At 58.6% G+C, this 23,872-nt stretch carries 24 protein-coding genes and 5 tRNA genes; 10 read left to right on the top strand and 19 right to left on the bottom strand.

Annotation, left to right across the window (positions count from 1 at the left end; translation table 11 throughout):
- Positions 1-67 precede the first annotated feature (67 nt).
- The 6 genes from csrA (at position 68) to mgtE (ending at position 2,770) form a co-directional block, all read left to right on the top strand.
- Positions 68-256, top strand: a complete 189-nt coding sequence (gene csrA / locus CJF39_RS13160) for a carbon storage regulator CsrA (protein WP_003175645.1) — start codon at positions 68-70, stop codon at positions 254-256.
- A gap of 61 nt (positions 257-317) precedes the next feature.
- A tRNA-Ser gene (locus CJF39_RS13165) sits at positions 318-408 on the top strand.
- Positions 409-515: 107 nt separating this feature from the next.
- Positions 516-592: transfer RNA gene (locus tag CJF39_RS13170), tRNA-Arg, on the top strand.
- 70 nt (positions 593-662) lie between these two features.
- Positions 663-739, top strand: a tRNA-Arg gene (locus CJF39_RS13175).
- 70 nt (positions 740-809) lie between these two features.
- Positions 810-886 (top strand) — tRNA-Arg (locus CJF39_RS13180).
- Positions 887-1,327: 441 nt separating this feature from the next.
- The gene (gene mgtE / locus CJF39_RS13185; RefSeq protein WP_047276945.1) at positions 1,328-2,770 is read left to right on the top strand and encodes a magnesium transporter; all 1,443 of its coding nucleotides are present in this window, start codon (positions 1,328-1,330) and stop codon (positions 2,768-2,770) included.
- 116 nt (positions 2,771-2,886) lie between these two features.
- On the opposite strand, the gene CJF39_RS13190 is transcribed toward mgtE, so the two are convergent.
- Positions 2,887-3,213, bottom strand: a complete 327-nt coding sequence (locus CJF39_RS13190; protein ID WP_047276944.1) for an Arc family DNA-binding protein — start codon at positions 3,211-3,213, stop codon at positions 2,887-2,889.
- 363 nt (positions 3,214-3,576) lie between these two features.
- Between CJF39_RS13190 and phnN the strand changes: the two genes are divergently transcribed.
- Positions 3,577-4,155 carry a phosphonate metabolism protein/1,5-bisphosphokinase (PRPP-forming) PhnN gene (phnN, locus tag CJF39_RS13195; RefSeq protein ID WP_094993819.1) on the top strand — a complete coding sequence of 193 codons (579 nt, stop codon included), beginning with the start codon at positions 3,577-3,579 and terminating at the stop codon, positions 4,153-4,155.
- Here phnN and CJF39_RS13200 read toward each other — a convergent pair.
- Together CJF39_RS13200 and CJF39_RS13205 are read right to left on the bottom strand one after the other, a co-directional pair.
- On the bottom strand, positions 4,147-4,326 hold the full coding sequence (locus CJF39_RS13200) for a PA3371 family protein (RefSeq protein ID WP_094993820.1): 180 nt from the start codon (positions 4,324-4,326) through the stop codon (positions 4,147-4,149). The genes phnN and CJF39_RS13200 overlap by 9 nt on opposite strands.
- Before the next feature lie 18 nt (positions 4,327-4,344).
- Positions 4,345-4,581: a hypothetical protein gene (locus tag CJF39_RS13205; RefSeq protein WP_094993871.1), complete on the bottom strand. Its 237-nt coding sequence runs from the start codon at positions 4,579-4,581 to the stop codon at positions 4,345-4,347.
- A gap of 356 nt (positions 4,582-4,937) precedes the next feature.
- Between CJF39_RS13205 and CJF39_RS13210 the strand changes: the two genes are divergently transcribed.
- Positions 4,938-5,014, top strand: a tRNA-Arg gene (locus tag CJF39_RS13210).
- A gap of 31 nt (positions 5,015-5,045) precedes the next feature.
- Here CJF39_RS13210 and CJF39_RS13215 read toward each other — a convergent pair.
- The 10 genes from CJF39_RS13215 to CJF39_RS13260 all read right to left on the bottom strand — a co-directional run bounded on the left by CJF39_RS13215 (position 5,046) and on the right by CJF39_RS13260 (position 14,096).
- Positions 5,046-5,315 (bottom strand): hypothetical protein, encoded by a 270-nt coding sequence (locus CJF39_RS13215; protein ID WP_178088655.1) that lies wholly within the window; start codon positions 5,313-5,315, stop codon positions 5,046-5,048.
- A 168-nt stretch (positions 5,316-5,483) separates the two neighbouring features.
- Positions 5,484-6,383, bottom strand: coding sequence for an SDR family oxidoreductase (locus CJF39_RS13220; protein WP_094993822.1), 900 nt, complete (start codon positions 6,381-6,383; stop codon positions 5,484-5,486).
- A gap of 120 nt (positions 6,384-6,503) precedes the next feature.
- Positions 6,504-7,811 (bottom strand): MFS transporter, encoded by a 1,308-nt coding sequence (locus CJF39_RS13225; protein ID WP_094993823.1) that lies wholly within the window; start codon positions 7,809-7,811, stop codon positions 6,504-6,506.
- 46 nt (positions 7,812-7,857) lie between these two features.
- Positions 7,858-9,093 carry a sugar MFS transporter gene (locus CJF39_RS13230; protein ID WP_094993824.1) on the bottom strand — a complete coding sequence of 412 codons (1,236 nt, stop codon included), beginning with the start codon at positions 9,091-9,093 and terminating at the stop codon, positions 7,858-7,860.
- Between the two features lie 45 nt (positions 9,094-9,138).
- Complete coding sequence (locus CJF39_RS13235; protein WP_094993825.1) at positions 9,139-9,507, bottom strand: L-rhamnose mutarotase; 369 nt, start codon at positions 9,505-9,507, stop codon at positions 9,139-9,141.
- Complete coding sequence (locus CJF39_RS13240; RefSeq protein WP_094993826.1) at positions 9,504-10,280, bottom strand: SDR family oxidoreductase; 777 nt, start codon at positions 10,278-10,280, stop codon at positions 9,504-9,506. Before CJF39_RS13240 ends, CJF39_RS13235 begins: the two co-directional genes overlap by 4 nt.
- A complete protein-coding gene (locus CJF39_RS13245; protein ID WP_094993827.1) occupies positions 10,277-11,140 on the bottom strand; it encodes an amidohydrolase family protein in 864 nt (287 codons plus the stop codon). The genes CJF39_RS13240 and CJF39_RS13245 overlap by 4 nt, the downstream gene beginning before the upstream one ends.
- Before the next feature lie 36 nt (positions 11,141-11,176).
- A complete protein-coding gene (locus CJF39_RS13250) occupies positions 11,177-12,454 on the bottom strand; it encodes an L-fuconate dehydratase (RefSeq protein WP_094993828.1) in 1,278 nt (425 codons plus the stop codon).
- A 14-nt stretch (positions 12,455-12,468) separates the two neighbouring features.
- The gene (locus tag CJF39_RS13255) at positions 12,469-13,317 is read right to left on the bottom strand and encodes an ureidoglycolate lyase (RefSeq protein ID WP_094993829.1); all 849 of its coding nucleotides are present in this window, start codon (positions 13,315-13,317) and stop codon (positions 12,469-12,471) included.
- Positions 13,318-13,355: 38 nt separating this feature from the next.
- Complete coding sequence (locus CJF39_RS13260; RefSeq protein WP_094993830.1) at positions 13,356-14,096, bottom strand: SDR family oxidoreductase; 741 nt, start codon at positions 14,094-14,096, stop codon at positions 13,356-13,358.
- A 239-nt stretch (positions 14,097-14,335) separates the two neighbouring features.
- Between CJF39_RS13260 and CJF39_RS13265 the strand changes: the two genes are divergently transcribed.
- Positions 14,336-15,097 carry a FadR/GntR family transcriptional regulator gene (locus CJF39_RS13265; RefSeq protein WP_094993831.1) on the top strand — a complete coding sequence of 254 codons (762 nt, stop codon included), beginning with the start codon at positions 14,336-14,338 and terminating at the stop codon, positions 15,095-15,097.
- A 36-nt stretch (positions 15,098-15,133) separates the two neighbouring features.
- On the opposite strand, the gene CJF39_RS13270 is transcribed toward CJF39_RS13265, so the two are convergent.
- The 6 genes from CJF39_RS13270 to CJF39_RS13295 form a co-directional block, all read right to left on the bottom strand.
- Positions 15,134-16,444 (bottom strand): histidine-type phosphatase, encoded by a 1,311-nt coding sequence (locus tag CJF39_RS13270; protein WP_094993832.1) that lies wholly within the window; start codon positions 16,442-16,444, stop codon positions 15,134-15,136.
- A 149-nt stretch (positions 16,445-16,593) separates the two neighbouring features.
- Entirely contained in the window at positions 16,594-17,898 is a 1,305-nt protein-coding gene (locus tag CJF39_RS13275; protein WP_094993833.1) for a histidine-type phosphatase, read from the bottom strand.
- Between the two features lie 37 nt (positions 17,899-17,935).
- The gene (locus tag CJF39_RS13280) at positions 17,936-18,694 is read right to left on the bottom strand and encodes an oligogalacturonate-specific porin KdgM family protein (protein ID WP_094993834.1); all 759 of its coding nucleotides are present in this window, start codon (positions 18,692-18,694) and stop codon (positions 17,936-17,938) included.
- Positions 18,695-18,846: 152 nt separating this feature from the next.
- The gene (locus CJF39_RS13285) at positions 18,847-20,235 is read right to left on the bottom strand and encodes an MFS transporter (protein ID WP_094993835.1); all 1,389 of its coding nucleotides are present in this window, start codon (positions 20,233-20,235) and stop codon (positions 18,847-18,849) included.
- A 79-nt stretch (positions 20,236-20,314) separates the two neighbouring features.
- Positions 20,315-21,148 (bottom strand): inositol monophosphatase family protein, encoded by an 834-nt coding sequence (locus CJF39_RS13290; protein WP_094993836.1) that lies wholly within the window; start codon positions 21,146-21,148, stop codon positions 20,315-20,317.
- A 148-nt stretch (positions 21,149-21,296) separates the two neighbouring features.
- Positions 21,297-22,307: a LacI family DNA-binding transcriptional regulator gene (locus CJF39_RS13295; RefSeq protein WP_094993837.1), complete on the bottom strand. Its 1,011-nt coding sequence runs from the start codon at positions 22,305-22,307 to the stop codon at positions 21,297-21,299.
- A gap of 279 nt (positions 22,308-22,586) precedes the next feature.
- Here CJF39_RS13295 and CJF39_RS13300 point away from each other — a divergent pair, with 279 nt between their 5' ends.
- Positions 22,587-23,828 (top strand): glutamine synthetase family protein, encoded by a 1,242-nt coding sequence (locus CJF39_RS13300; protein WP_169966062.1) that lies wholly within the window; start codon positions 22,587-22,589, stop codon positions 23,826-23,828.
- Positions 23,829-23,872 lie beyond the last annotated feature (44 nt).

Raw genomic sequence — 23,872 nt, forward strand, 5'->3', positions numbered from 1 at the left:
CTAGTAGGCCGAAGCCCTTTTTTTTTGCAGACTGTTGTCCCTGAATGAATAGCGTGAGGAGAAAGCTATGCTGATTTTGACTCGCCGGTGCGCAGAAAGCCTGATCATAGGCGACGGTGAAATTACTGTGACCGTGCTCGGCGTCAAAGGAAACCAAGTGCGAATCGGTGTGAATGCCCCCAAAGAAGTGGCCGTGCACCGGGAGGAAATCTACCTGCGGATCAAGAAAGAAAAGGACGAAGAACCAAGTCTTTAATTTTATTTAAGTTTTTGGTTGCATACGGGGAAAAGGCTGGTTATTATACGCCCCGTGTTGCGGAGAGGTGGCCGAGTGGCCGAAGGCGCTCCCCTGCTAAGGGAGTACATCTCAAAAGGGTGTCGGGGGTTCGAATCCCCCCTTCTCCGCCATTATTCAAGTAGCACGTTAGAATCTAGCCGTTTCAGTAAGTTGTTGAATTTATTGAAAAAAACACTTGGCAGAGAGATTCAACGGTCTATAATACGCAGCTTCAAATGCACTCGTAGCTCAGCTGGATAGAGTACTCGGCTACGAACCGAGCGGTCACAGGTTCGAATCCTGTCGAGTGCACCATATAAGAGTTAGTTGCTTCGGTAGTTAACTTGGCTTCAACCAGGGTGGTCTGGTCTAACAAACACACCTTGCACTCGTAGCTCAGCTGGATAGAGTACTCGGCTACGAACCGAGCGGTCACAGGTTCGAATCCTGTCGAGTGCACCATTTAAGAGTTAGTTGCTTCGGCGGTTAACTTGGCTTCAACCAGGGTGGTCTGGTCTAACAAACACACCTTGCACTCGTAGCTCAGCTGGATAGAGTACTCGGCTACGAACCGAGCGGTCACAGGTTCGAATCCTGTCGAGTGCACCAAACACCAAAAAGCCCGCCTTTAAAGCGGGCTTTTTGCTGTCTGCGATTTGACATACTTCTGGCGTGTTTGACTGGATTGCGCCTTGTGCGGATACACCCTCAATCAATCAGGAATTAACCCGCTCCCGGGCTGTCTGTTAAAGAGCATGCCGCGCCTGAACGGTTTTTCGCGTGCACGTGTGTTCTCTTCCTTGAATCCGGCGTCGCAGATTCAGTCTCGCGAGCATTGAGCTTCGCCTGATCGCAAGCATTTGTTATCCCCGAGATTTTTAACGTCATTAATTTTTTAAGCCGTGTATGATTGCGCCCGTCAGCCCCGCCGGGGCTTGTGGAATACCTCCATGGACTTACCCAGTAGTAATTCAGCATCCCGCTTTACCAATCATGAATTGACTGATTGATCCTTCCGGCGTGCCCTGCTGCTGGGAGTGGAGTTCGCCTATGACCGAAGTTGAAGTAAAAAAGACTCAAGACAGCCTGCAAAGCCGTCTTGCGCAAGTGATTGAACTGCTTAACCGCCAGCGTGTGGTCGAAGACCTGACACATCGTCAGGAAGGCCATCACCATGATCGGGTCGAAAACCTGGTCCACCGGCAAAATCTCGTTGAGCTCCAGCGCAAGCTGGAAGACCTGCACTCCGCCGACGTTGCTTACATTCTTGAAGCGTTGCCTCTGGATGACCGTCTGACGGTCTGGCAGTTGGTCAAGGCTGACCGCGACGGCGACATCCTGCTTGAAGTGTCGGACTCGGTTCGAGAAACCCTGATCGCCGACATGGACGATCACGAGCTCCTGGCAGCAGCCAAGGAGATGGACGCTGACGAACTTGCTGACCTGGCCCCCGAGCTGCCGCGAGACGTCGTCCATGAACTGATGGAAACCCTTGACGGCCAGCAGCGTGAGCGCGTTCGCTCCGCGTTGTCCTATAACGAGGATCAGGTCGGCGCCCTGATGGACTTCGAGATGGTGACCATCCGCGAAGACGTCAGCCTTGAAGTGGTTCTGCGTTACCTGCGGCGTCTCAAGGAGCTGCCGGGCCATACCGACAAGTTGTTTGTGGTGGATTACGACGGTGCGCTCAAAGGCGTGCTGCCGATCAAGCGCCTGCTGGTAAATGACCCTGAAAAACAGGTGTCCGAAGTGATGGCCAGCGATCCGGTGAGTTTCCATCCGGATGAAGACGCCTACGATGCGGCGCAGGCATTTGAGCGGTACGACTTGATCTCGGCTCCGGTGGTCGACAAGAACGGCAAGTTGATCGGTCGTTTGACCATCGATGAAATGGTCGACTTGATCCGTGAAGAAAGCGAAACCGAAGTTCTCAACATGGCGGGTTTGCGCGAAGAGGAAGACATTTTCGCGTCTGTCTGGAAATCCCTGCGCAACCGTTGGGCTTGGCTGGCGATTAACCTGATCACCGCGTTTCTTGCGTCGCGGGTCATTGGGTTGTTTGAAGGTTCGATTGAAAAGCTGGTGGCACTGGCAGCCCTGATGCCTATTGTGGCGGGCATTGGCGGCAACTCCGGTAACCAGACCATCACCATGATCGTGCGGGCGATGGCGCTGGACCAAGTGAACACAGGCAGCACGTCGCGTCTGATGCGCAAAGAACTCGCGGTGGGCTTGATTAACGGTCTGGTGTGGGGCGGTGTGATCGGTGTAGTGGCCTATCTGCTCTACGGCAGCTGGTCGCTGGGAGTGGTGATGACCGCTGCCATGACGCTCAACTTGTTGTTGGCAGCATTGATGGGGGTATTGATCCCGATGACGCTGGCCCGGTTGGGCCGTGACCCGGCCATGGGTGCCAGTGTGATGATTACCGCGGTAACTGACAGTGGCGGATTCTTCATCTTCCTGGGGCTGGCCACGATCTTCCTGCTCTAGTCACCAACGGCTTGATCTGACTGTGTCGATCAAGCCGTTTTTGTGACTGCTTGCTGCGTTCGGGCCGCCCACAAAAAAACCAGCACAAGGCTGGCTTTTTTGAAAAGGCGTCTAGATCACGAGGCGTCGGATGCCATTTCGACATCGTGTGCAATCAGTGAAACCAGCGCATTTTGTTGACGATGTGACAGCTGGCGGAAGCGTTGCAACAACTCGCGTTCATGCATCGAGAGCTCAGGGCTGTCGAGGCGCAATGCGGGCTCGTCGCCCAAAGCGCCTTCCTGGATGAGGCTCTGTTCCAGGCGGGCAATGATTTCTGAGTTCATGCTGCGATGGTGATTACGTGCCACCTCGGCAATGCGCTCGCGCATTCCGTCTGGCAGGCGCACTACGAACTTGTCAGCCGTACGGCTGGAATAAATAGCCTGTTTCAATGGGCGCATATAGTTAACCGGTTAGTTCAGGGGAGCGGTTCTCGGGATTGGCCGCAGGATGTGTTTTAAGACCATCTTTGGGGCCAAATGTTCAACCTGAATTGCTAAGAGGCCGGCATCATGCCTCAAATTAGCCACTTCCCTGGCGTCAATTCTGTGACAAATATTGAACCGGATACAGGCTTTTTGCCAGTAGCGATTATCAGAAATGCGCACTGCGTTTGATAGCGGTACTGGGCTCCATTCATCTGAAACGCCTCATACAAAGTAATTACCACGCAAATTGTTTGGAAGATCCAGCTGCAACCCTCACTTAAACCGTGAGAGGGCAGTGCCCGGACTTAAAAGATCAACAGCAGAAGGGGGTCGCAGATGCCAGGCAACTTGATCTATTTGATGGGGCCTTCTGGCTCGGGCAAAGACAGCCTGATCGAAGCGGCCCGTCATTCTCTGGCCGAGCGGGGTTGTGAGGTGATGCGGCGTGTCATCACGCGCTCAGCCGAATCCGTGGGGGAGGACGCGCAGGGTGTTTCAGCCCAAGCGTTTGAGGCGCTCAAAGAGCAGGGCGCCTTTGCCTTGCACTGGCAGGCGCATGGCCTCAGCTACGGGATTACCACGCTACTGGATGACTACCTGCGCCAGGGTCGCCATGTACTGGTGAACGGTTCGCGCGCGCATCTGGAGCAGGCCCGTCAGCGCTATCCCGATTTAGTGGCAGTCATGTTGTGTGTGAGCACAGAGGTTTTGCACGAAAGGCTGCTCAAACGGGGCCGCGAAACGCCTGAGCAAATCCGGCAACGGTTGCAGCGTAATCAGTTATTTCTTGAAGGCATGCCACGCCATGAGGCTGAGGCTATTAAAGTGCTCGATAACTCCGGCAGCTTGACCGTGGTGGTGCAAGGCTTGCTGGCCTTGATTGATCACGGCGTGGACTACCCGGCCTCAGCGTAATTGCGGGTCGAACTTGATCCGGCGTCCTACTAGCAACGCCAGCAGCCAACAGCCGAAGAACGTAGCGGCGGCGAACAATGGCACGTCGCCCAGATCCCCATTAGGGATAAATATATCCAGCGCCAGACTGGCCAGCGCCAACATCAAAAAGCCAAATGCAATTTTGGACATGATTCGTTAAAGCTCTCTTTAGAAAACCCAGCTGTCGCCCTGAACCGCTTGCGTCTGCGCAGGGTGCTCGGCGGTCAGGTGAGGTGTGCCGCTTTGATCTGGAGTCATCACCGCCAACTGTGGCAATGGCGAGTGGGGTTTATACGTACCCGCAATCTCAGCGCTCTGTTGACCAGACGTCTCATCGGGTTGGAATTGAAAAAAGACCAGAACGGCCAGCGCGAGTGCATTCAACAGGATCAGTGTGCTGTTCATGGCGGTCATCTCTGAGGGCATGGACTTAATACTGTTGTGATTGCAGTCTTCGTGCCAACGCAGGATACCTATAAAAGCCTTGTAAAACAGTCATTTACTATCAGTTTTTAAGGTGCGTGAGTTGCAAATTGCAATGAAGCCTTTTTGCTGCAATGCAAATTGCACGATGGCAGGGATGATGCAGTCCTGCACGCTGCTTTAGCGTGTTTTGCACGCTATCCCGGCGGTTGCCCTGTCTACCGGGCATTAAGGCCCTTACACGTAAAAAGCCAACGGACGACATGACAAATCACGGTATCGCCGTTAACATGCTCGCCGACCTGCACACCGCGCCCTGTGCGTGGTACGCGTGATCAGTCTCAGTAGCTCAATTGGATAGAGCATCCCCCTCCTAAGGGGAAGGTTGCAGGTTCGAACCCCGCCTGGGACACCATTTCACGTCATTGCCTTTCAGTCTTTCCCCTTCAAATTTTTTCCTCCTGCCCTTCGAGCTCGGCTTGTTTTAGCCAAGATTCGGTGATGCGGCGTTCCAGTTCTTCAAGGTCCGCCATGCCCAACACGCGTGTGGTGTTCAGGCCGCGTATATACCCCATTAATTGATTGGCCGCGGTGCGTTGAGCGTCAGGGCATGCATGGCTGTCGTGAAGCACGTCTTCGTACCTCGTCAGGTATTCGGCCACCCGTTCGCGGTATTGCGGCAGTACCGCGTCACGGATGCGGTCGAAGGTTCGCAGTTTTTGATTGGTATTCACGGTTGACCCTTATTTGAAGAATGGGCTGTTGTTTTTGTTACAACCAGAATTGAATGTAACCCACCCGTGACCCCGACCGCGATACCTGTGCACGTTTCAGCGGTCGGGCCGCACCGGGCGGCCCTGTTCGCGTTTTAACGTGTCATGCCATTACGCAATGGAGGTCCCGCCGGTAATGCCGAAGATCTCACCCGTGATGTAGCTCGACTCCTGACTGGCCAGCAGTACGTAAATCGGCGCGCACTCGGCCGGTTGTCCTGCTCGGCCGATTGGAGTTTCGGCGCCGAAGGTAGGGATTTTTTCCTGAGGCTGCCCACCGCTGGGTTGCAGCGGTGTCCAGAACGGGCCGGGTGCCACGGCATTGACGCGAATGCCCTGGCCGATCACCTGTTTGGCCAGCGCTTTGGTAAACGCCGCAATTGCTGATTTGGTCGGCGCGTAGTCGAGCAACGTTTCCGACGGCTGATAGGCCTGAATCGACGTCGTGTTAACGATGGTGGCACCGGCCGGCAAGTGCGGCAGCGCGGCTTTGCACAGCCAGAACAGTGCGTAGACGTTGGTTCTGAAGGTTGCGTCAAACTGCTGGGTGGTCAGGTCGGCAATGGCTTTTTGCGCAGTTTGTTTACCTGCGACGTTCACCAGAATATCCAGCCCGCCCAAGCCTTTGACAGCCTGGCTCACCAGCTCCAGGCAAAACGCTTCTTGGGACAAGTCGCCAGGTATGCAAATGGCCTTGCGACCTTCGGCCTCGATCAACGCGACCACGTCCCGGGCGTCCGCTTCTTCCTCGGGCAAATAGTTCAGCACGATGTCCGCGCCTTCGCGGGCGTAGGCAATAGCTACGGCGCGGCCGATACCCGAGTCAGCCCCGGTAATCAGCGCCTTGCGGCCCGCCAACCGTCCAAAACCTTTGTACGACGTTTCGCCATGGTCGGCGTGGGGCTGTAATTTGTGCACTGAACCGGGAGCCGGTTGCGGTTGTTCGGGGAAGCCCGGCTGAGGGTATTGCGTCACCGGGTTCTGCATTGCGTACTGGTTTTCGGTCGTCATGTGGGCTGCTCCAGCTCCGATTGAAAGTACAAGCGCTGTTGCGCCTCTCAAAAAATCGGAGTTGGAGCAGGGTTTGATCGTTCAATCGGATTTTCAGGCGTCTGTCCCCCGTGCTGGTATTCAGCGGGTGGCTGCGGGCACCCCCTGTTGCGCTGACCCAGTGCTGGTCTTGCTGGTGCGTAAGAGCATCAGTGCGCCCAGTAAGGCCGTCCCGGCCAGGAAGTACATGCCCGCATGGGGGTTGTCGAAGTGCTGCTCCACAAACGTTTTCACGGTCGGTGCCAGAAAGCCGCCCAGATTGCCCAGCGCGCCGATCACCGCAATGCCACTGGCAGCCGCTGCGCCGCTCAGCAGTCGGGTTGGCAGGGTCCAGAACAGCGGTTGCACGGTGATAAAGCCCGACGCAGCCAGGCAAAACGCCAGGATCACCAGCGGCAGGCTGGCGCTGAGCGTCGAACCCACCATGCCCAGCGCTGCTAGCCCCAACATCCAGGCGGCATAGCGGGTTTGCTGGCCTTTGCGGTCGGCACGTCGTGTCACCGCGTACAGCATGCACACTGTGGCAATCCACGGAATGGAGGTTAGCGCGCCCACCTGCAGCCCGATCCCGGTGCCCAGCAGCTCGGCAATTCGCGTCGGCAGGTAAAACAGGACGCCGTACACACTGACCTGAATCGTGAAGTAGATCAGCGTGAAATACAGCACGGCAGGGTTGATCAGGGCGGCGCGCCAGGATGAAGGGCCTTGATTGGCTTTTTGCCGCTGTTCTGTCTCCAGTGCTTGCTCAATCGCGGCTTTTTCCTCGATGTTCAACCACTTCGCATCACGTGGACGGTCATTGAGGTAGAAGAACGCAATCACCCCGATCACGGATGCAGCCAATCCTTCTGTCACAAACATCCATTGCCAGCCGGTCAGCCCAAACTGGCTGCTCTCCAGCAACCAGCCCGAGACCGGGCCGCCGATCATCAGCGAAAGCGGTACGCCGAAGTAGTAAATGCCATACGCCGAACCGCGCTGGTTTTGCGGGAACCAGTAGGTCAAATACAACACCACCCCCGGCGACAGACCTGCCTCAGCCACACCCAGCAAGAAACGCAGGATGTAGAAGCTGGTTTCGTCATGAGCAAACATCATGGCCGCGGAGACAAGCCCCCACGTGACCATGATCCGGCTCAACCAGACGCGGGCGCCGATCTTGTGCAGCATCAAGTTGCTGGGGACTTCAAACACCGCATAACCGATAAAGAAAATCCCGGCCCCCAGTGCAAATGCTGCGTTGCTCAGGCCGGTGTCGGCCTGGAAGGCATGTTTGGCGAACCCGATATTGGAGCGGTCAATGATGGCCATGGCGAACATCAGCGCCACGAACGGCAGGATGCGCCAGCGGATCTTGCTCAAGGCTTGTTTCAAGGCGGGATTGGACATGCAGAACTCCGGTTATTGTTTTTGTGGAGTGCAACAACATCGGGTGTCAGTGGGGCTGCGGGCTACGCAATGCACGGCGGGCGTAGGCCGCGACAATCAAAAAACACCCCATCGGCAGTAGATACGCCAGTGCGGTTGAAGAGTGGTCGGCCACCAGCCCCATCACGTAGGGCAGCAACGCGCCGCCGACAATGGACATGATCATGAACGAGCTGCCGCGCTTGGTGTGCGAACCAAGGTTTTTCACGCCCATGGCAAACAAGGTCGGAAACATGATCGACATAAAGAAGAACGTGGCCACCAGTGCGATCACCGACACGCCTTCCAGGCCGCTGACCACCACCGCGCACAGCGCGGTATTAATCAATGCATAGATCAGCAGCAGGCGCTGGGCATTGATCCGGCCCATTAGCCAAGTACTGAAGAAACGCCCGAACATGAAACTGAGCATTGCCACTGACAGCAGGTAGGCGGCTTGCTGACTACTCATCTGCGCCCAATGCTCCGTGACGTAGTTGATGAAGAATGCCCCGACCCCGACCTGCGCGCCGACATAAAAAAATTGAGTGATGACCCCGGTGACGAATTCGCGATGCTGCCACAGGGTTTTGTCACTGCGTTGTTGCACGGCGTTTTCCTGTTCGCGCAAATCCGGCAGCGGGGTGCGGCCGATCAGCAGCGCGACCAGCAATACCAGGCCGGCGATCACCAGGTATGTCATCTGCAGCGATTGGGTGGATTCGAGATGGCTGGCACCGCCGAAGAACAGCGCGCCGCCAATCAGCGGGCCAAAAAACTGGCCCAGCCCGTTGAATGACTGCGCCAGATTCAAGCGCCGCTCGGCGCCTTCGGGTGCACCCAATACGGTGGCGTAGGGGTTGGCGGCTGTTTCAAGGCAGCCAAGTCCGCATGCGATCACGAACAGGGCAAACAGAAAAAACGGGAAACTCTGCGCCGATGCGGCGGGCATGAACAGCAACGCGCCGATGGCATACAGGCACAGGCCGAGAAGAATTCCCGCCTTGTAACCGTATTTATCCATCAAAAAACCGGCGGGCAGGGCGATTAGAAAGTACGCGCCGAAATAGGCGCTCTGCAGCAGCCCGGACTGCGCCTTGCTGACGTGCAGCGTGTCCTGAAAGTGCTTGTTCAACACATCCAGTAAGCCGTAGGACAGGCCCCACAAAAAGAACAGGCACGTCACCAGTATCAGTGCCCGGCGATAGGAAGAAACCGCCGCCAGACGGGGCGACGCTGCAACGGTGGAATGCTTGAGTGACATAACGCATCTCCTGCTTATTGTTGTTGTGATGTCGTTGCCTTGTGTTTAAACGTGTTGCGCTTCGCCTGTTTCGGTCGCCTGCAGGCTGAAAATCTGCGTCATCGGTGTCCACTTCTGGTGCTCGGCCGTCCACGGTGTGGGCTGCTGAAAACGCCACATCAGCGCCTCCCATGCCTGCACGTCAGGGTCACTGGCCTGCGCGCGGGCAAACGCGTGAGCATCGAATCCGGGGGCGGTGTCCATGACCATGAACAGCCGCGTGCCCAGTCGCCAGATCTGCATGTCCAGTACTCCGTGAGCGAGCAGGTGCTGGCTGATCTGCGGCCAGATCTGCCGATGCAGGGCTTCGTATTGCGCGATCAGCGCCGGGTCGTCTTTCAGGTCAAGGGCCAGGCAGTGGCGTTGTGCGTTCATGTCAGCGCCCGGTCCAGGTGGGTGTAACCGCCGTCGACCACCAGCCATTGTCCCGTGGTGTGGGAAGACCGGGACGACAGCAAGAACAGCACGCTGTCAGCAATTTCTTCGGCGGTTGTCATTCGCTGACCAAAGGGAATTTTCTCGACGATGCTGGCCAGTTTGGCCTTGGGGTCGGCAAAGGTGTCGATCCAGCGCTCGTACAACGGCGTCATCACCTCGGCCGGAACCACTGCGTTGACGCGTACCCCATCATTGCGCAACGCGGTGGCCCATTCCCGGGTCAGTGACAGCTGCGCCCCTTTGGCGGCGGTATAGCCACTGGTGCCACCCTGACCGGTAAGCGCGGTTTTGGAACTGATGTTGACGATGGCCCCGCGGCTGGCTTTGAGGGCATCCACACACAAATGGGTCATGACGTAATAGTGGATGAGGTTTTTTTCCAGCGACTCGACAAAGCCCGCACGCCCGGCCTCCAGTCCTACGCCGTCATTGACCCCGGCATTGTTCACCAGCCCGTCGATACGTCCGAAACGCGCCAGCACCTGGGCCACTGCGGCGCGGCAGGCGTCCTCGTCGCGCAACTCCACTTGAATGAACAGGCTTTGCGCCTGACGCTGGTCCAGTGCCCGCGCCAGCTCATCCGGTAACGGGCTGTGGCCAAAAATCACCGGGATCGCGCCTTCATCGGCCAGCCCCAATGAAATGGCCGCGCCAATCCCCGAACCGCCACCGGTGACGATAAACACCTTGTCTTGCAGGTAAAAATTCATGGGTTAACTCCTTCAATCCCGTAGACACGGCACGCGGTGCCGCCCCAAATGGCTGCCTGTTCAGACGCGCTGAGTGGCTGCAAGGCCTGCTCAACCAAGGCGCAAGTGCCTGCATACTCGCTGGCCAGCAGGCACACCGGCCAGTCAGAGCCGAACATCAGTCGATCGGCGCCAAACAGCTCCAGCGCAGTGTGCAGGTAGGGCAGTAGCGGCGCGCTGTGTCCGGTTTGCCAATCCGCCTCGGTCATCAGCCCCGACAGTTTGCAACTGACATGGGGCAGTGCAGCCAGTGGCGCGAGCTGTTGCCGCCACGCCTGCACGTCGCGGGCACGGACGTCGGGCTTGCCCAGATGATCGAGCACCAGATGATGCCGGTCGTGGTGTTGGCACCACTGTGTCGCGGCAGGCAGATCCCGCGCTTTGATCAGCACCTCATACACGTAGCCTTTGCCTTGCAACGTGCTGAGACCGCGGTTAAACGCCGCGTCCTGCATCAACGTGGCGGGCACGGGCTCGTCTTGCAGCTGATGACGGAAGCCGCGCAATGTGCTGGCCTGTACCCATCGCTCAAGTGACGCCTCAAGGGTGATCGAGCGCAGGTCGGCCCACCCCACCACGGCCCGCACCCACGGATACTGCCCGGCCAGGTGCAGCAGGTGGTCGGTCTCGCTTGGGCAGCCGCGGGCCTGCACGGCAATACAGCCGTCAAACCCGGCCCGGTCCAGTAAGGGACGCAAATCCGCGGGCTGAAAATCCCCGCGCAGGCGCGGCATGTCGTGGGTAATCCACGGGTAACTGGCCGCATCGTAGCGCCAGAAATGCTGGTGAGCGTCCAGCCGAAGTGAGTGTCGGGACGACATTGTTGTTGTTGTACTCCGTCCGCTGATGACTGTGGTTCAACCCCGGTAGCGATAGTGCTCGCGGGAGGCGGCCTTCATCTGAATCGAAAACCCCGGTGCCTGCGGCGGCATATACGCCGCATCGCGGATTACACAGGGGTCTTCGAAGTGTTCATGCAGGTGATCGACAAACTCCACCACCCGCCCTTCGTGGGTGCCTGCGATACACAGGTAATCAATCATCGACAAGTGCTGCACGTATTCGCACAGCCCAACTCCGCCCGCGTGCGGGCACACCGGCAAGTCGTACTTGGCTGCCATCAGCATCACTGCCAGCACTTCGTTAACCCCGCCCAGTCGGCAGGCATCGATCTGCACCACGTCGATGGCTTCGCGCATGATCAATTGCTTGAATACGATGCGGTTCTGGCACATCTCGCCGGTGGCCACTTTGACCGGGGCGACGCCCAGGCGAATTTTTCGATGACCTTCGACGTCGTCCGGGCTGGTGGGTTCTTCAATAAACCACGGATTGGCGAAGGACAATTCGCGCACCCAGTCAATGGCAGTGTCGACTTCCCACACCTGGTTGGCATCAATCATCAACTTGCGATCCGGCCCCAATACCTCGCGGGCGATGCGCACGCGTCGGATGTCATCTTGCACGTCATGCCCGACTTTTAATTTGACGTGGGAAAACCCTGCGTCCACCGCTTCTTGGCACAGGCGCCGCAGCTTGTCGTCGGCGTAACCCAGCCAGCCGGCTGAGGTGGTGTAGCAGGGGTAGCCGTGGGCCTGGAGCAGTGCCATGCGATCGGCCTTACCCTCGGCGCGCTCGCGCAGCAGGTTCAGGGCCTCGTCAGGGGTAATGCAATCGGTGAGGTAGCGAAAGTCGATGCAGCGCACCAGTTGCTCGGGGCTCATGTCGGCTACCAGGCGCCACACCGGTTTGCCTTCAGCCTTGGCCCACAAATCCCACGCGGCGTTGACCACGGCGCCGGTGGCCAAGTGGATGGCGCCCTTGTCCGGGCCGATCCAGCGCAGTTGGCTGTCGCTGGTGACATGGCGCCAGAAACGGCCCATGTCCTCGGCGATCCAGTCCAGCTTCAACCCCACCAGCAGGCCCGCCAGCGCCTTGATCGAGGCACAGCAGATTTCATTGCCGCGGCCGATGGTAAACGTCAGCCCGTGGCCTTCAAGCCCGGGGGTGTCGGTTTCGAGGATGACATAGGCCGCGGAATAATCCGGGTCGGGGTTCATCGCATCGGAGCCGTCCAGCGATTGTGAAGTGGGGAAGCGAATGTCTTCAACCCGTACGGCGGTAATGGTGGTCATGGCGCAACTCCCTGTCAGTCGGCATTTACCGTGCGTTGGTTTTGTTCACCGAGGCCACTGATGCCCAGGCGGATCTGCTGGCCGGCGCGCAGGTACACGGGCTCGGGTTTGATGCCCAGCCCGACGCCGGGCGGGGTGCCGGTGGAAATCACATCGCCGGGTTGCAGGCTCATGAATTGGCTCAGGTAGCTGATGATTCTCGGGATCTGAAAAATCATCGTCCGTGTATTGCCGTTTTGATAACGCTTGCCGTCCACTTCCAGCCACAGGTCAAGTTGGTGCGGGTCGGGGATTTCATCACGGGTCACCAGCCACGGGCCGAGTGGACCGAACGTGTCGCACCCTTTGCCCTTGTCCCAGGTGCCGCCCAGCTCCAGCTGGAACTCACGCTCGGACACATCGTTGATGACGCAATACCCGGCCACATGCTCCAGCGCGTCGGCTTCGCTGATGTAACGGCCGCCTTTGCCGATGACCACGCCCAGTTCCACCTCCCAGTCGGTCTTGCGCGAATGGCGCGGGATTTCAATGTCATCGTTGGGGCCGACAATAGCGCTGGTCCATTTGCCGAACACCACGGGCTCGGCCGGAATCGGTGCGCCGGTTTCGGCAGCGTGATCGGCGTAATTGAGACCAATACAAATGAATTTTCCGACCTGACCGACGCACGCACCCAGGCGCGGCGAGCCCGCAACGCGGGGCAGCGAGGTGGGGTCGATGTCCCGCAGGCGGTTCAGGCTGTCGGGGCTCAAGGTTTGGCCGGCAATGTCCGTGACTACCGCAGACAAATCCCGCAGCTCACCGTTGTCATCCAGCAATGCAGGACGTTCCTGGCCTTTTTCGCCATAGCGCAGCAGTTTCATAAAAGCTCCTTGAAAGGAAAGGGGGGTGCAGCGGGGGGCTAGTTGCTCCAGCCGCCATCAATGATTTGCGTTGTGCCGGTGGTGAAACCGCTGGCGCTCGACCCGAGGTACAACGCCAGTTGCGCGATTTCTTGCGCCGAACCGATGCGGCCCATGGGCTGGCGGCTGACAAACGCGGTGTACACCTCGTCTTCGCTGCGGTGTTCGCGCAGGGCCTGTTCAGTGATGCGCTGGCGCAGGGAAGGGGAGTCCACCGTGCCAGGGCAAATGGCGTTGCAGCGAATGTTCTGGCTGACGAAGTCGGCCGCTACGGCCCGGGTCAAGCCAATCACTGCCCCTTTGCTGGCGCAGTAGGCGAAGCGGTTGGGCACGCCTTTGATGCTGGACGCCACCGAGGCCATGTTGATGATCGACCCCCCGCCGTGTGTCAGCATCGCCGGGAGAAAGGCGCGGATCATGCGGTACATGGCCGTGACGTTCAGGTCGAGGGCGAAGGCCCAGTCCTTTTCGTTGCAGTCGAGGATGTTGCCGCTGTGCACCACGCCCGCGCAGTTAAACAGCACGTCCAGCGGTCCCAGCTCGGCGGCGAGGCGTTCAATGGCGTGTGGGTCGGTGACGTCGAGCAGGTGTGTGCGCGCGCCTTTCAGCGTGTCGAGGGCGTCGGCATTAATGTCGGCGGCGAAGACCTCGGCGCCAGCGGCGAGGTAGGCCTGCACACTGGCCAGGCCGATACCCTGGGCTGCTGCCGTGATGAGGACGCGTTTGCCGGAAAGATCCATGGAAACTCCGTAACTCTGTTCATTATTGTTATTTGGTCCAATGGTCAGGCCATTTGGGGCGTAGCAACTGGCAAACCACACAAGGTTTGGAGCACGCTTTGCGTTATGATCGCACTACGAGATCCATCCAATGGTCAGGCCATTGAACCTTTTGTAGCACGCACGTTGCGTATCAACAAGCGCCTTTTTGACGGCGCTGTGGTGTGCAGCGCATGGAATTGAGCAGGACAACAATTGATATGCCATTTCAAGTGATTGATAACCAACGGCTTTACCGACAGATCGCAGATCAATTGCGTGCCCTGATCGACAGCGGAGAATTTCCGCCCGGCAGCCGTTTGCCCGCCGAACGCGAATTGGCCAAGTTGCTGGGGGTAAGTCGCGCATCGGTGCGTGAAGCGATGATTGCGCTGGAAGTGATCGGGCTGGTGGATGTTCGCGTAGGCAATGGCGTTTTGGTGTGTGAGCCGCCGGCCAAACCCGTGTCGGATGAACCGGTGATGCGGCAAGTCACGCGCAATCAGTGGCAAGAGCTGGACCCGGAACTGGGTATCGACGTGGATTTCAGCGCAGAGATCCCGCCGTTCGCCTTGCTACAGGCCCGTCGCCTGATTGAGCCCGAAGCCGCGGCACTGGCCGCACTGAATGCCAGCGATGAAGAACTGGCCGGGATTCGTGAAGCGTTCGAGCGCAACGTCCAAGACAACCGCGAAGGCTCGCATACCCACCCCGGCGACCGCCTGTTTCATATCCGGATTGCACAAGCATCTGACAACCCGGCGTACGCACTGATGATTCAGCATTTGTTGGGTCACCGTTACGGCAGCCTGTTCCAGCGCCTGCAAAGCCATTACACCTCGGGCGACATGCCGCACCGTTCCGAAGACGAGCACCGCACTATTCTGCACGCCCTGGAGCAGCACGACGCACAAGGCGCGCGTCAGGCAATGACCGACCACCTGGACGAAGTGATCCGCATCTTCAGTCGTAACGGGCAATAAGCGGCAGGCATTGCGCCTGCCGCGTTGAGTGACGGCTTATTGGAAGCTGTAAGGCGTGAGCGCTGTCGGGTCAATGTTTCGCTCGACAGTCGCCATTGCGTCTTTGAGCGGGCACAGCAAACCGACGCTTGTGGTGCGGCAGTCGTTGGCGCTTTTGAAGTCGCTGTTCAGCGGTTTGGCCTGGCCTTGCAGTTGCGTCAGGTTGCGGATCTGATCCATCGACTGTGCTTCAAAGGCGATGCGCAGGAAGTAGTCGCCGGTTTTGACTTCCTTGTAACGTTCGAACTGCAACGTGCCCACGGGCGGGATGTTGTTTTCGAGGTAGTCGCCCAGCTTCCAGCCAAAACCAAGCATGGTGCGCAAGTAAGAAATATTGGTGTCGTGGGCCACCAACAGCATCAGCGGTACGTCAGGCGGAGCGCCAGTGGCGTCTTTGGCGGCCAGGGCCGTGCCTTGTTTGAGTTCCAGTGAAATCTGGTTCATCAGCTCCGAGGCGCCCCGGCTGGCGATGTACGGGATGTCATTGAGAAAGTCATATTTGGCTTTGGTCAGCACCATCAGGCTCGACACTTCAGCGGGCGTGCGGGCATGGCCGAACGCGACCTTCTCCAGCGGCAGCCCCTGACTGTATTCAAGACGGAACACTTCACCCATGTTGGCGCCCGCGCTCAGGCCCTTGATTGAAAACCGGCCTTTCTCGTTCTGCACCAGCTTCCAGGGTTCCTGCCCGTATGGGCAATTGGCGTCAGGCAAACACGTGATTTCACGCAGGGTGTGTTCAAAGGGGGCGTAACGCTTTTGGGCCGCCTCGACGCTGCCGCCCAACGCCTTGAGAATTTGTGCCTTGGCCTTTTCGGGGTTGAGGGCGGCGAAGCTCATTTCATTGGCCTGAAACAGGGCGTCCTGTTTGCCCGCTACGTAGGTCGGCTGGAAGCCGCAGCCCGGGAACATGCCGTCGAGCAGGGCTTGGGCCGTGGCTTTGGTACGTTGCAGCGGGCTGGCGTGTACCAGCAGGTGTTTAGCGTCTGGACAGCCCGCGGGAATCAGCCCCGCGTTGCGCAGAACCGCACCGCGATAGCGGCCCATTTCCACGGCCCCGCTGTAACCATGGCCGGTCAGATCACCCAAGGGCACCAACCAGGTCGGCCATTGCCGCTGGGTGACATGGGTCAACAGCTTTTCATTGGACTCGGTGGGTGGACGTACCCCGTGGCGACTGACTTGAACCACTTTATCCAGCACATAGCCATCACTGCTGGGCGTTTGGGCGAAGGCGGCAGGGCTCAGGGCGCTGCCCAAAAGCAGGGCCAGGGCGAGGCGGGAGACAGAGAACGCAGAGTGTTTCATGAGATTTCCTTTTGGCAACGCTGCGCAGGGGAACCTGCTGGTTCTTCCAGGACACAATTGGCGACAGAGTTTAGTCGGCCGAAATAGGATGCGCGGCATTTGTGTGCGCTGGCGCAGGCAACGACGCGTCGCAGCCTGCGCCACCGTCGTCAGGGATAGCGATATGCGGTCAGGGCTGTGCGGTCGATGGCCTTATTCAGGTGCTCGGCAAAATCGTTGAGTGGGCATAGGGTGCCCACGCGGGTGAGTTTGCAGCCCGGCATATTGAAGTCGGTTTGCAGTGGCGTGTTGTCAGCTGTCAATGGCGTGAGATTGCGCATTTGATCCGGGCTTTGCGTCACGAACGTGGTGCGAATGAAGCGCTCGCCGCTGTCTGCGTCGCGGTAACGTTCAAATGCCAGGGTGCCGGTGGGCGGGATATTGCCCGGCTGGTACTCGCCCAGCGTCCAGTGAAACCCGAGCATGGTGCGCAATTGCGAGAGGTTGGTGTCATGGGCCACGATCACCAGCAACGGTGCCGCAGGTGGATTGCCCAGCGGATCGGCCTGCTCCAGTGGCGTGCCTTGCTCCAGCGCCAGCCGCAGCTGGTTCATCAGTTGCGAACCGCCGCGTTTGGCGATGTGTGGCGTGTCGTTGACGAAGTCATATTTGGCGCGGTGCAAACGGGTCAGCGCCATCACCTGTTTGGCGTCTGTCGCGTGACCGAACGCCACCTCGTTCAAGGGTTTGCCCTCGCTGTATTGCAGGCGGAAGGTTTCGCCCAGGGAGGAGGCCTTGTCCAGCCCTTTGATTTTCAGGCGCCCCTCATCGTTTTGCTTGATGACCCATTCAGCGTCGTAGAACGGGCACGGTTTGCCCTCAATGCACGCGGCGGCTTTGAGCAAATCCATATCGGGTTTCAGGCGGGCCTTTGCAGCTTGCAGGTCGCCGCCCAGCGCTTTGAGGATTTCAGCTTTGGCGATGGCCGGATCGACGCGGGCGAAGTCCATCTTGTCAGTCTGAAACAGCGGATCGTGGGACTGTGCGCTGGCATGGGGTTTCTCGCCGCAGCCGGGGAACATGCCGTCCATCAACGCCGCTGCGGTGGCGCGGGTACGTTGTTTTGGGCTCGAAACCGCGTATAGCGTGCCGTCTTTTGGGCAGCCCGCTGGCAGCAAACCGGCCTGACGATACTGTTCGGCTTGCCAGGCGCCCATCAAACTGGTGGCCAGATAGCCGTGGCCAGTGAGTTCGCCATCGCGCACCAGCCAGGTGGGCCATTGGCGTTGCGTGGCGTCTACCAGTTTGGCGGTGTCGGTTTGCGGACGAATGCCATGGCGGCTGACTTGCACGGCTTTTTCAAGCACGTAGTGGCCATTGTCCTGAGCGTGTGCCGTCAACGGTGTGGTCAGGCTCAAGGCGACGCTCAATAGCGGGGCGCCCAGACGGGCAAAGTGTGAGAGAGAAACGTTCATTCACAGTCTCCAGCGAGGTTTGAAGGGCGGGACGCGGTCAGAATTTGTATTTGAAGCCCACGCGATAGCGGGCCTGACGCTCGTCCGTGTTTTTGTCGACGTAGACGTCCGCCACTTCAACGTACGGGGTGAAAAAGTGGGTCAGCTTGTAGTCGATATACAGCTTGTTGCTGTAGTTGCGTTTCTTGCCATCGAAGGCGATCTGGTTGCTGTAGATCTCTTTGCGCGCCACGCCGATGGACATGTGCTCGGTCTTGTATTTGCCACCCAGCGACCAGACGTTGTCGCGTTTGGTTTCGTTGCCGTTTTTGTAGGTCGTGACTTTGTAGTAGTAGCCGGGCGTGGCTGAGAAGCCGTAACCCAGTTCATACGGGAACTTCAGTGCAGGTTTGTAGGACTTTTTATCTTTGCCTTGTGAATAGGTGAACTTGGGTTTGAATTTCAAATGCTTGGTGAGTTTGTGCGAGTACTTGACCTTGCCCTTGAGGGAGTCCTTGGTCATGTGTTCAAACGGCTGACCCGGCTGGCCATTGCTCTTCTCGGCCGGGCTGGCGACGAACTGGAAAGAGAACGCCAGGCCGTTATCCAGTGCCTGGGTGATCATCACCTTGTCGGTGTGATCGCGTTCCTTTTCGTTGTACTGGTGTTGGTAATCCAGTTCCAGCGCCTGAACGGCCGCCGGCATTAACAACAGGCCACCTTCCAGCGCGGTGAAGCACAGGGCGGCCAGCAATCCTTTGTTCAGTGCAGGTTTGCACACGTGTGCATTTTGGGGCGTATTCAATGGGTTAGTCATCTTGTTAGCTCATTTATTGTTGTTGTTAGATCCAAGACAAATACGAGGGGGTGTCAGGGCTTGGTTAACACAACTCCTTGCTGGCATTTGCCAACTATGCAGGGTGAATGTTTCAGGGGTATGTCACTTTTTGTTTCAAAATCAACAGGCTGTTAGGGCTGCACAGGCACCAGGGTTTCTTCGCGCTTTGGCAAAGTCGGCGGCTGGCGTTTTTGCAAGTGCAGGGCAAACAGGGCCGTCATCAGGACTGAGATCAGGGAGGCGCTGACCCAGAAAATTGACAGCGTCTGGAAGTCGTATGCCTTGCTGCCATCACCGAGCACGGTGGTGCCGTGTTCGATCAACACCCCGGTGAGAATTTCCCCGGCGGCGGCCCCTGCGTAACTGGCGATGCCAATCATGCCCAATGCGGCACCCGCAGCACTTTTGGCCGCAATGTCAGTGGCCATGAGCCCGCCCAAAAAGCACAGCAGTGCGCCCATCGACAGGCCAAAAAACATCATCGAAACCGCGTCCAGCCAGTAGTGCCCGGCGGGGACGAACAGGAAAGCGCTCAGTGACAGGGTGTTCATCAAGCCGAATATCATTGCCAATGCATTGCGTTTGCCGTTGAAGAAACGGTCGGAGATCAAGCCGCTGAGCCCGGTGCCGATGATGCCGAACACCCCGGTGATGGAAATCAGGGTTGAGGCGCTCAGGGTGTTGTAGGCCTTGGCGTTCTCCAGAAAAAACACCCCCCAGGAGATCACTGCGTAACGACCGATGTACATCAGGCAAGACGCCAGTGCCAGCAGCCACAGGGCCGGGTTTTTCAGCAGGGCCAATTGTTTGCTGAAGATGCTGGGGGCGGGCGAGTCGTCGGGTGTGGGTGTTTGCGCTTCATGGTGCACGGGTGGGTAACCGCAGCTTTGCGGCGAGTCGGCCATGAAAAAGAAAATCAGTGCCAGCCCGGCCAGCCCCATCAAGGTCGCCAGCCCGTAGCCATATTGCCAACCCCACGTCACCACCACGGCGGCCACGGCCACGTAGGTCAACGCCTCGCCCAGGCTGTGGGCAATCGACCAGAAGCCATAAAATGTGCCGCGTTCCTTGTCGCTGTACCAGCGTGACAGCGAGACCACGCACGGTCCGACGCCCATGGACTGCGCCCAACCGTTCAGGCCCCAGATCAAAGTCAGAATGACAGTGTTGGTGGTCAGGCCCATGCAGGCGTTGACGATGGCGCTGAGCAGCAGGCCCAGCATCATGAAGCGGCGCACGTTGGCGTGGTCGGCCAGAAACCCGTTGACCAGTTTGCCGATGGCGTAGGCAAAAAACAGCGCCGAGCCGATGATGCCCAGTTGGGTGGGGTTGAGCAGGTTGTTAGCGACCAGTGCGGGCTTGACCACGTTGAACGACAGGCGGCAGACGTAGAACAGCGCGTAACTCAGGGACATCGACAGAAAGGTTTGCCAGCGCAACCGCTTGAACCGATCCATATCCGGGGTAGCCGGTCCTTGCCGGGCAGGCGCAGCCTTAAAGGCATTGAGCAGAGAAGTCATGGTGCAAGGTTTCCTGTTTATTGTTTTTCAGTCCGCGCCTTGCAGGCACGGCCGGTTCCAGGTCAGGCAGCGCAATGTATCAAGCCGTTAGCGAGGGACCTATCAGGTTCGCCAGCGCCGGGTAGAGCTGTGGTGCGGCCACCAATAACGGATTGCCCTCGGTCAGGCCGCCGTCGCGTAGAAAGTCGCTGCATTGCCCGCCTGCTTCGCGCACCAGCACCAACCCGGCGAGGCAATCCCAACTGTTGATGTGGGTTTCGTAGTAGCCCAGCAGGCGTCCTGCGGCGACATAGGCAATCATTAAGGCACCCGAACCGTTACGAATGAACATGCCGCCTTCATCCAGTAGCTGCTTGAGAAAAGGCAAAAAGTGTTCTTTGCCGCGTCGGTGAGAGGTACCGACACCGGTTACGCCCTGCGTCAGGTCAGTGGCCGGGTTCACTTCGATGCGGGTCTGGTTCACAAAGGCGCCATGGCCCCGGCACGCGTGAAACAACTCGTCATGGTTGGCGTCAGCGACTGCGCCCAGCCACGGTTCGCCATCGACCAGCAGGCCAATCGACACGCACCAGGTGTGCAAACCGTTCACGAAGCAGCTGGTGCCATCAATCGGGTCAACCACCCAGATGCAGCGTGCCTGCAACTCGCTGCCGCCGGTTTCTTCACCCAGAAAACCGTCCTGGGGGAAATGTTCAGTCAGTTGCTGTTTGATGAAGTCTTCCAGTTCGCGGTCCGCGATGCTGACCACGTCTTGCCCCACGCCTGCTTTGTGGCTGACCTCAAGGCTGGCGCGCTGGCGGTAGTAGTCGAGCCCCAACTGAGCCGCCTGCACGGCGATGCGCTGGGCGTGCCGGTAACGCGCGTCGAGGTCGAGCGATTCGGGCGGCAGAAGGGCAGAGAGACTGTTGGGCATGCTGACATCCTCAAGTTTGCACACGTGTGCAATCAGGCTTCTAAAAAAGTGAATCGTCCGGCTGCAGGAGAGAGAGGGCAGGGGACGACTCACTGTTGGGGTCATACAACACGAAATAAAAATTCAATTCAAGATCAAAATAAAATAATTATTCCAATGTGCTGCTGCGTCTGACCAGCGTGACCGGGATAGAGCTGTGCGGCGTCGGCAACTGAAAATTTTTCCGACGGGCGATAATGGCCGCCACGGCACTTCTGGCTAATGCCTGGCTGTCCTGACGCAGGGTGGTGAGGTGATAGGCTAAGTGGGCCGCTTGAGGAATATCGTCGAAACCGACGACCTGCACGTCCTTGGGCACTGACAAATTCAACCCCAGGCGCAAGCCGTCCAGCGCCCCCAACGCCAGCATGTCGGTGGCGCAGAACAAGGCATCTGGCCGAACCCCGGTATTGAACAAATGGCACACCGCTGCGCGTCCGCCGTCATAGCCGGGGGCCGCGTCTTGTACCGCCACAGGGGTGATACCCGCCTCGGCCAGGCGTTCGCTGAATCCCAGCCAGCGTTCGCGGCTGCTGAAGTTGTGCTGGCCCTGACCGATGAACGCGGGACGCCTGGCACCGCTGGCCAGCAGGGTTTGTGCCGCCAGACGACCGCCGCCACGGTTGTCGCTGCCGATGACGTCGGCGCCTTCCAGCTCGTGGCCACGGTTAATCATCGCCACCGGGATGTGATGCTTGAGGTAATGCTGCACCACCGACAGGGGCGGCGAGGCCGACGTCAGAATCACCCCGGCGATTTGATAGCTCAGCAATTCGTGCAGCGATTGCTCCAGTTGCTGGGGATCGTCGGCATTCATCAGCAGCGGCATCAGCCCCTGTTTATTCAAGGCGTCCGTTATCGGACCGAGCAGGCTGGCACGAAACGGGCTTTCGAAGCCGGCGGTGACTACGCCGACAAAGTTGCTATAGCCCTTGTTCATCGTGCGGGCGATCAAATTGACCTGATAACCCAGTGCCTGCGCGGCGGCCATCACTTTGTCGCGGGTGTGGGGCGAGACACTGGCGCCCGGGGTGAACGTGCGCGAAACCGCCGAACGCGAGACCCCGGCGTGCCGGGCGACATCGTGGGCGGTGATTAAGTGGGCGTCGTCTTTAGGCATAACGGGCACTGCGCGAAAAAGTAGAATCGCCACCCTAATGGCTTGCGCCGTAAATGCCTAGTGAGCCAAGCGCAGGATTTCAGGGAATTGACCCACGTGCGCTTGAAATCCCGAACAGGTGATGCGTATTTTGTACGGGTCGCCGTTCGCGGCTTGTACAACAACAAGGAAAGAGTCATGACGACCGATGGCCAGGGTTCACTCGCGCAGCGACTGACCGGCATTGATGAGATTGAATGTGTGACGCCCGATTTGAATGGCGTGCCCCGCGGCAAGGTAATGACCGCTGAAGGGTTCCTCGAAGGGCGACGCTTGCAGATGGCCCGTGGGGTGCTACTGCAATGCATCATGGGGGGATACCCCGAATCGCGGTTCTATGGCAGCGATGACGGCGATCTGGCACTGGTGCCGGATGCCGCGCACATCCATCGCCTGCCGTGGAGCGCAACACCCCGCGCGCTGGCCATCTGCGATGCCGACGAGCTGACGGGCGAAAGTTCGCGCCTGTCGACCCGTGGCCAGCTCAAAGCCGTGATCGCCCGTTATGCCGCCCGCGGCCTGGCACCCGTGGTCGCCACAGAACTTGAATTCTTTGTGTTTGCGCCCAACACCGACCCGACCCAGCCGTTCCAGCCGCCGCTGGGCCTGGACGGTCGCCGAGAAGTTGGCTTCTCGGCGTTCAGTATCAGTTCCAACAACGGCCTGCGCCCGTTCTTCAATGACGTCTATGAATGCATGGCCGCGCTGGGGTTGCCCCGTGACACCTTCATGCACGAAATGGGCGTCAGCCAGTTCGAGATCAACTTGCTGCACGGTGATCCGCTGCTGTTGGCCGATCAGACTTTCCTGTTCAAGCACCTGCTCAAAGAGGTTGCGCTCAAGCATGGCCTGACGGTGGTGTGCATGGCCAAGCCGCTGGCGAAAACGGCCGGCAGCTCAATGCACATTCATCAGAGCGTGGTCGAACTGGGCACCGGGCGTAACGTGTTCAGTGATGCGGCGGGTCAGCCAACCGCTGCCTTCCGCCATTTTATCGGCGGGCAACAGGCAGGCATGGCGGACTTTACGGCGTTGTTCGCACCGAACGTCAACTCCTACCAGCGCCTGTGTCACCCCTATGCGTCGCCAAACAATGCGTGCTGGTCCCATGACAATCGGGCGGCGGGCCTGCGCATCCCGGCCAGTTCGCCGGTGGCACGGCGTGTCGAAAACCGTTTACCGGGTGCCGACGCCAACCCGTATCTGGCGATTGCCGCCAGCCTCGCGGCGGGTTTGCACGGCATCGAAAATCAGTTGGAGCCGACTGCTGCGATTCAGGGGGAATTCGAGGTGCCGGACGCATTGTCATTGCCATGTACCTTACATGCCGCTCTGGAGCGTCTGAAACGCAGTCACTTGGCGAAGGAACTGTTCGGCAAGGAGTTCATCGAAGGTTACATTGCGTCCAAGACGATGGAGCTCACCAGCTTCTTTGATGAAATCACACCCTGGGAACGCCGCGTGTTAGCGGCTCAGGCTTAATCGTCCAGACGGCACAGGCTTCGGCTCAACCGTTTGAACCTGCT

The organism is Pseudomonas lundensis, assembly GCF_002269125.1.
GTDB classification, from domain to species: domain Bacteria; phylum Pseudomonadota; class Gammaproteobacteria; order Pseudomonadales; family Pseudomonadaceae; genus Aquipseudomonas; species Aquipseudomonas lundensis_A.

Bases quoted from the DNA above. Each gene is read 5' to 3' on its own strand.
- csrA (WP_003175645.1), top strand. From the start codon at position 68: ATGCTGATTTTGACTCGCCGGTGCGCAGAAAGCCTGATCATAGGCGAC.
- mgtE (WP_047276945.1), top strand. From the start codon at position 1,328: ATGACCGAAGTTGAAGTAAAAAAGACTCAAGACAGCCTGCAAAGCCGT.
- CJF39_RS13190 (WP_047276944.1), bottom strand. From the start codon at position 3,213: ATGCGCCCATTGAAACAGGCTATTTATTCCAGCCGTACGGCTGACAAG.
- phnN (WP_094993819.1), top strand. From the start codon at position 3,577: ATGCCAGGCAACTTGATCTATTTGATGGGGCCTTCTGGCTCGGGCAAA.
- CJF39_RS13200 (WP_094993820.1), bottom strand. From the start codon at position 4,326: ATGTCCAAAATTGCATTTGGCTTTTTGATGTTGGCGCTGGCCAGTCTG.
- CJF39_RS13205 (WP_094993871.1), bottom strand. From the start codon at position 4,581: ATGAACAGCACACTGATCCTGTTGAATGCACTCGCGCTGGCCGTTCTG.
- CJF39_RS13220 (WP_094993822.1), bottom strand. From the start codon at position 6,383: ATGACGACCGAAAACCAGTACGCAATGCAGAACCCGGTGACGCAATAC.
- CJF39_RS13225 (WP_094993823.1), bottom strand. From the start codon at position 7,811: ATGTCCAATCCCGCCTTGAAACAAGCCTTGAGCAAGATCCGCTGGCGC.
- CJF39_RS13230 (WP_094993824.1), bottom strand. From the start codon at position 9,093: ATGTCACTCAAGCATTCCACCGTTGCAGCGTCGCCCCGTCTGGCGGCG.
- CJF39_RS13235 (WP_094993825.1), bottom strand. From the start codon at position 9,507: ATGAACGCACAACGCCACTGCCTGGCCCTTGACCTGAAAGACGACCCG.
- CJF39_RS13240 (WP_094993826.1), bottom strand. From the start codon at position 10,280: ATGAATTTTTACCTGCAAGACAAGGTGTTTATCGTCACCGGTGGCGGT.
- CJF39_RS13245 (WP_094993827.1), bottom strand. From the start codon at position 11,140: ATGTCGTCCCGACACTCACTTCGGCTGGACGCTCACCAGCATTTCTGG.
- CJF39_RS13250 (WP_094993828.1), bottom strand. From the start codon at position 12,454: ATGACCACCATTACCGCCGTACGGGTTGAAGACATTCGCTTCCCCACT.
- CJF39_RS13255 (WP_094993829.1), bottom strand. From the start codon at position 13,317: ATGAAACTGCTGCGCTATGGCGAAAAAGGCCAGGAACGTCCTGCATTG.
- CJF39_RS13260 (WP_094993830.1), bottom strand. From the start codon at position 14,096: ATGGATCTTTCCGGCAAACGCGTCCTCATCACGGCAGCAGCCCAGGGT.
- CJF39_RS13265 (WP_094993831.1), top strand. From the start codon at position 14,336: ATGCCATTTCAAGTGATTGATAACCAACGGCTTTACCGACAGATCGCA.
- CJF39_RS13270 (WP_094993832.1), bottom strand. From the start codon at position 16,444: ATGAAACACTCTGCGTTCTCTGTCTCCCGCCTCGCCCTGGCCCTGCTT.
- CJF39_RS13275 (WP_094993833.1), bottom strand. From the start codon at position 17,898: ATGAACGTTTCTCTCTCACACTTTGCCCGTCTGGGCGCCCCGCTATTG.
- CJF39_RS13280 (WP_094993834.1), bottom strand. From the start codon at position 18,694: ATGACTAACCCATTGAATACGCCCCAAAATGCACACGTGTGCAAACCT.
- CJF39_RS13285 (WP_094993835.1), bottom strand. From the start codon at position 20,235: ATGACTTCTCTGCTCAATGCCTTTAAGGCTGCGCCTGCCCGGCAAGGA.
- CJF39_RS13290 (WP_094993836.1), bottom strand. From the start codon at position 21,148: ATGCCCAACAGTCTCTCTGCCCTTCTGCCGCCCGAATCGCTCGACCTC.
- CJF39_RS13295 (WP_094993837.1), bottom strand. From the start codon at position 22,307: ATGCCTAAAGACGACGCCCACTTAATCACCGCCCACGATGTCGCCCGG.
- CJF39_RS13300 (WP_169966062.1), top strand. From the start codon at position 22,587: ATGACCGCTGAAGGGTTCCTCGAAGGGCGACGCTTGCAGATGGCCCGT.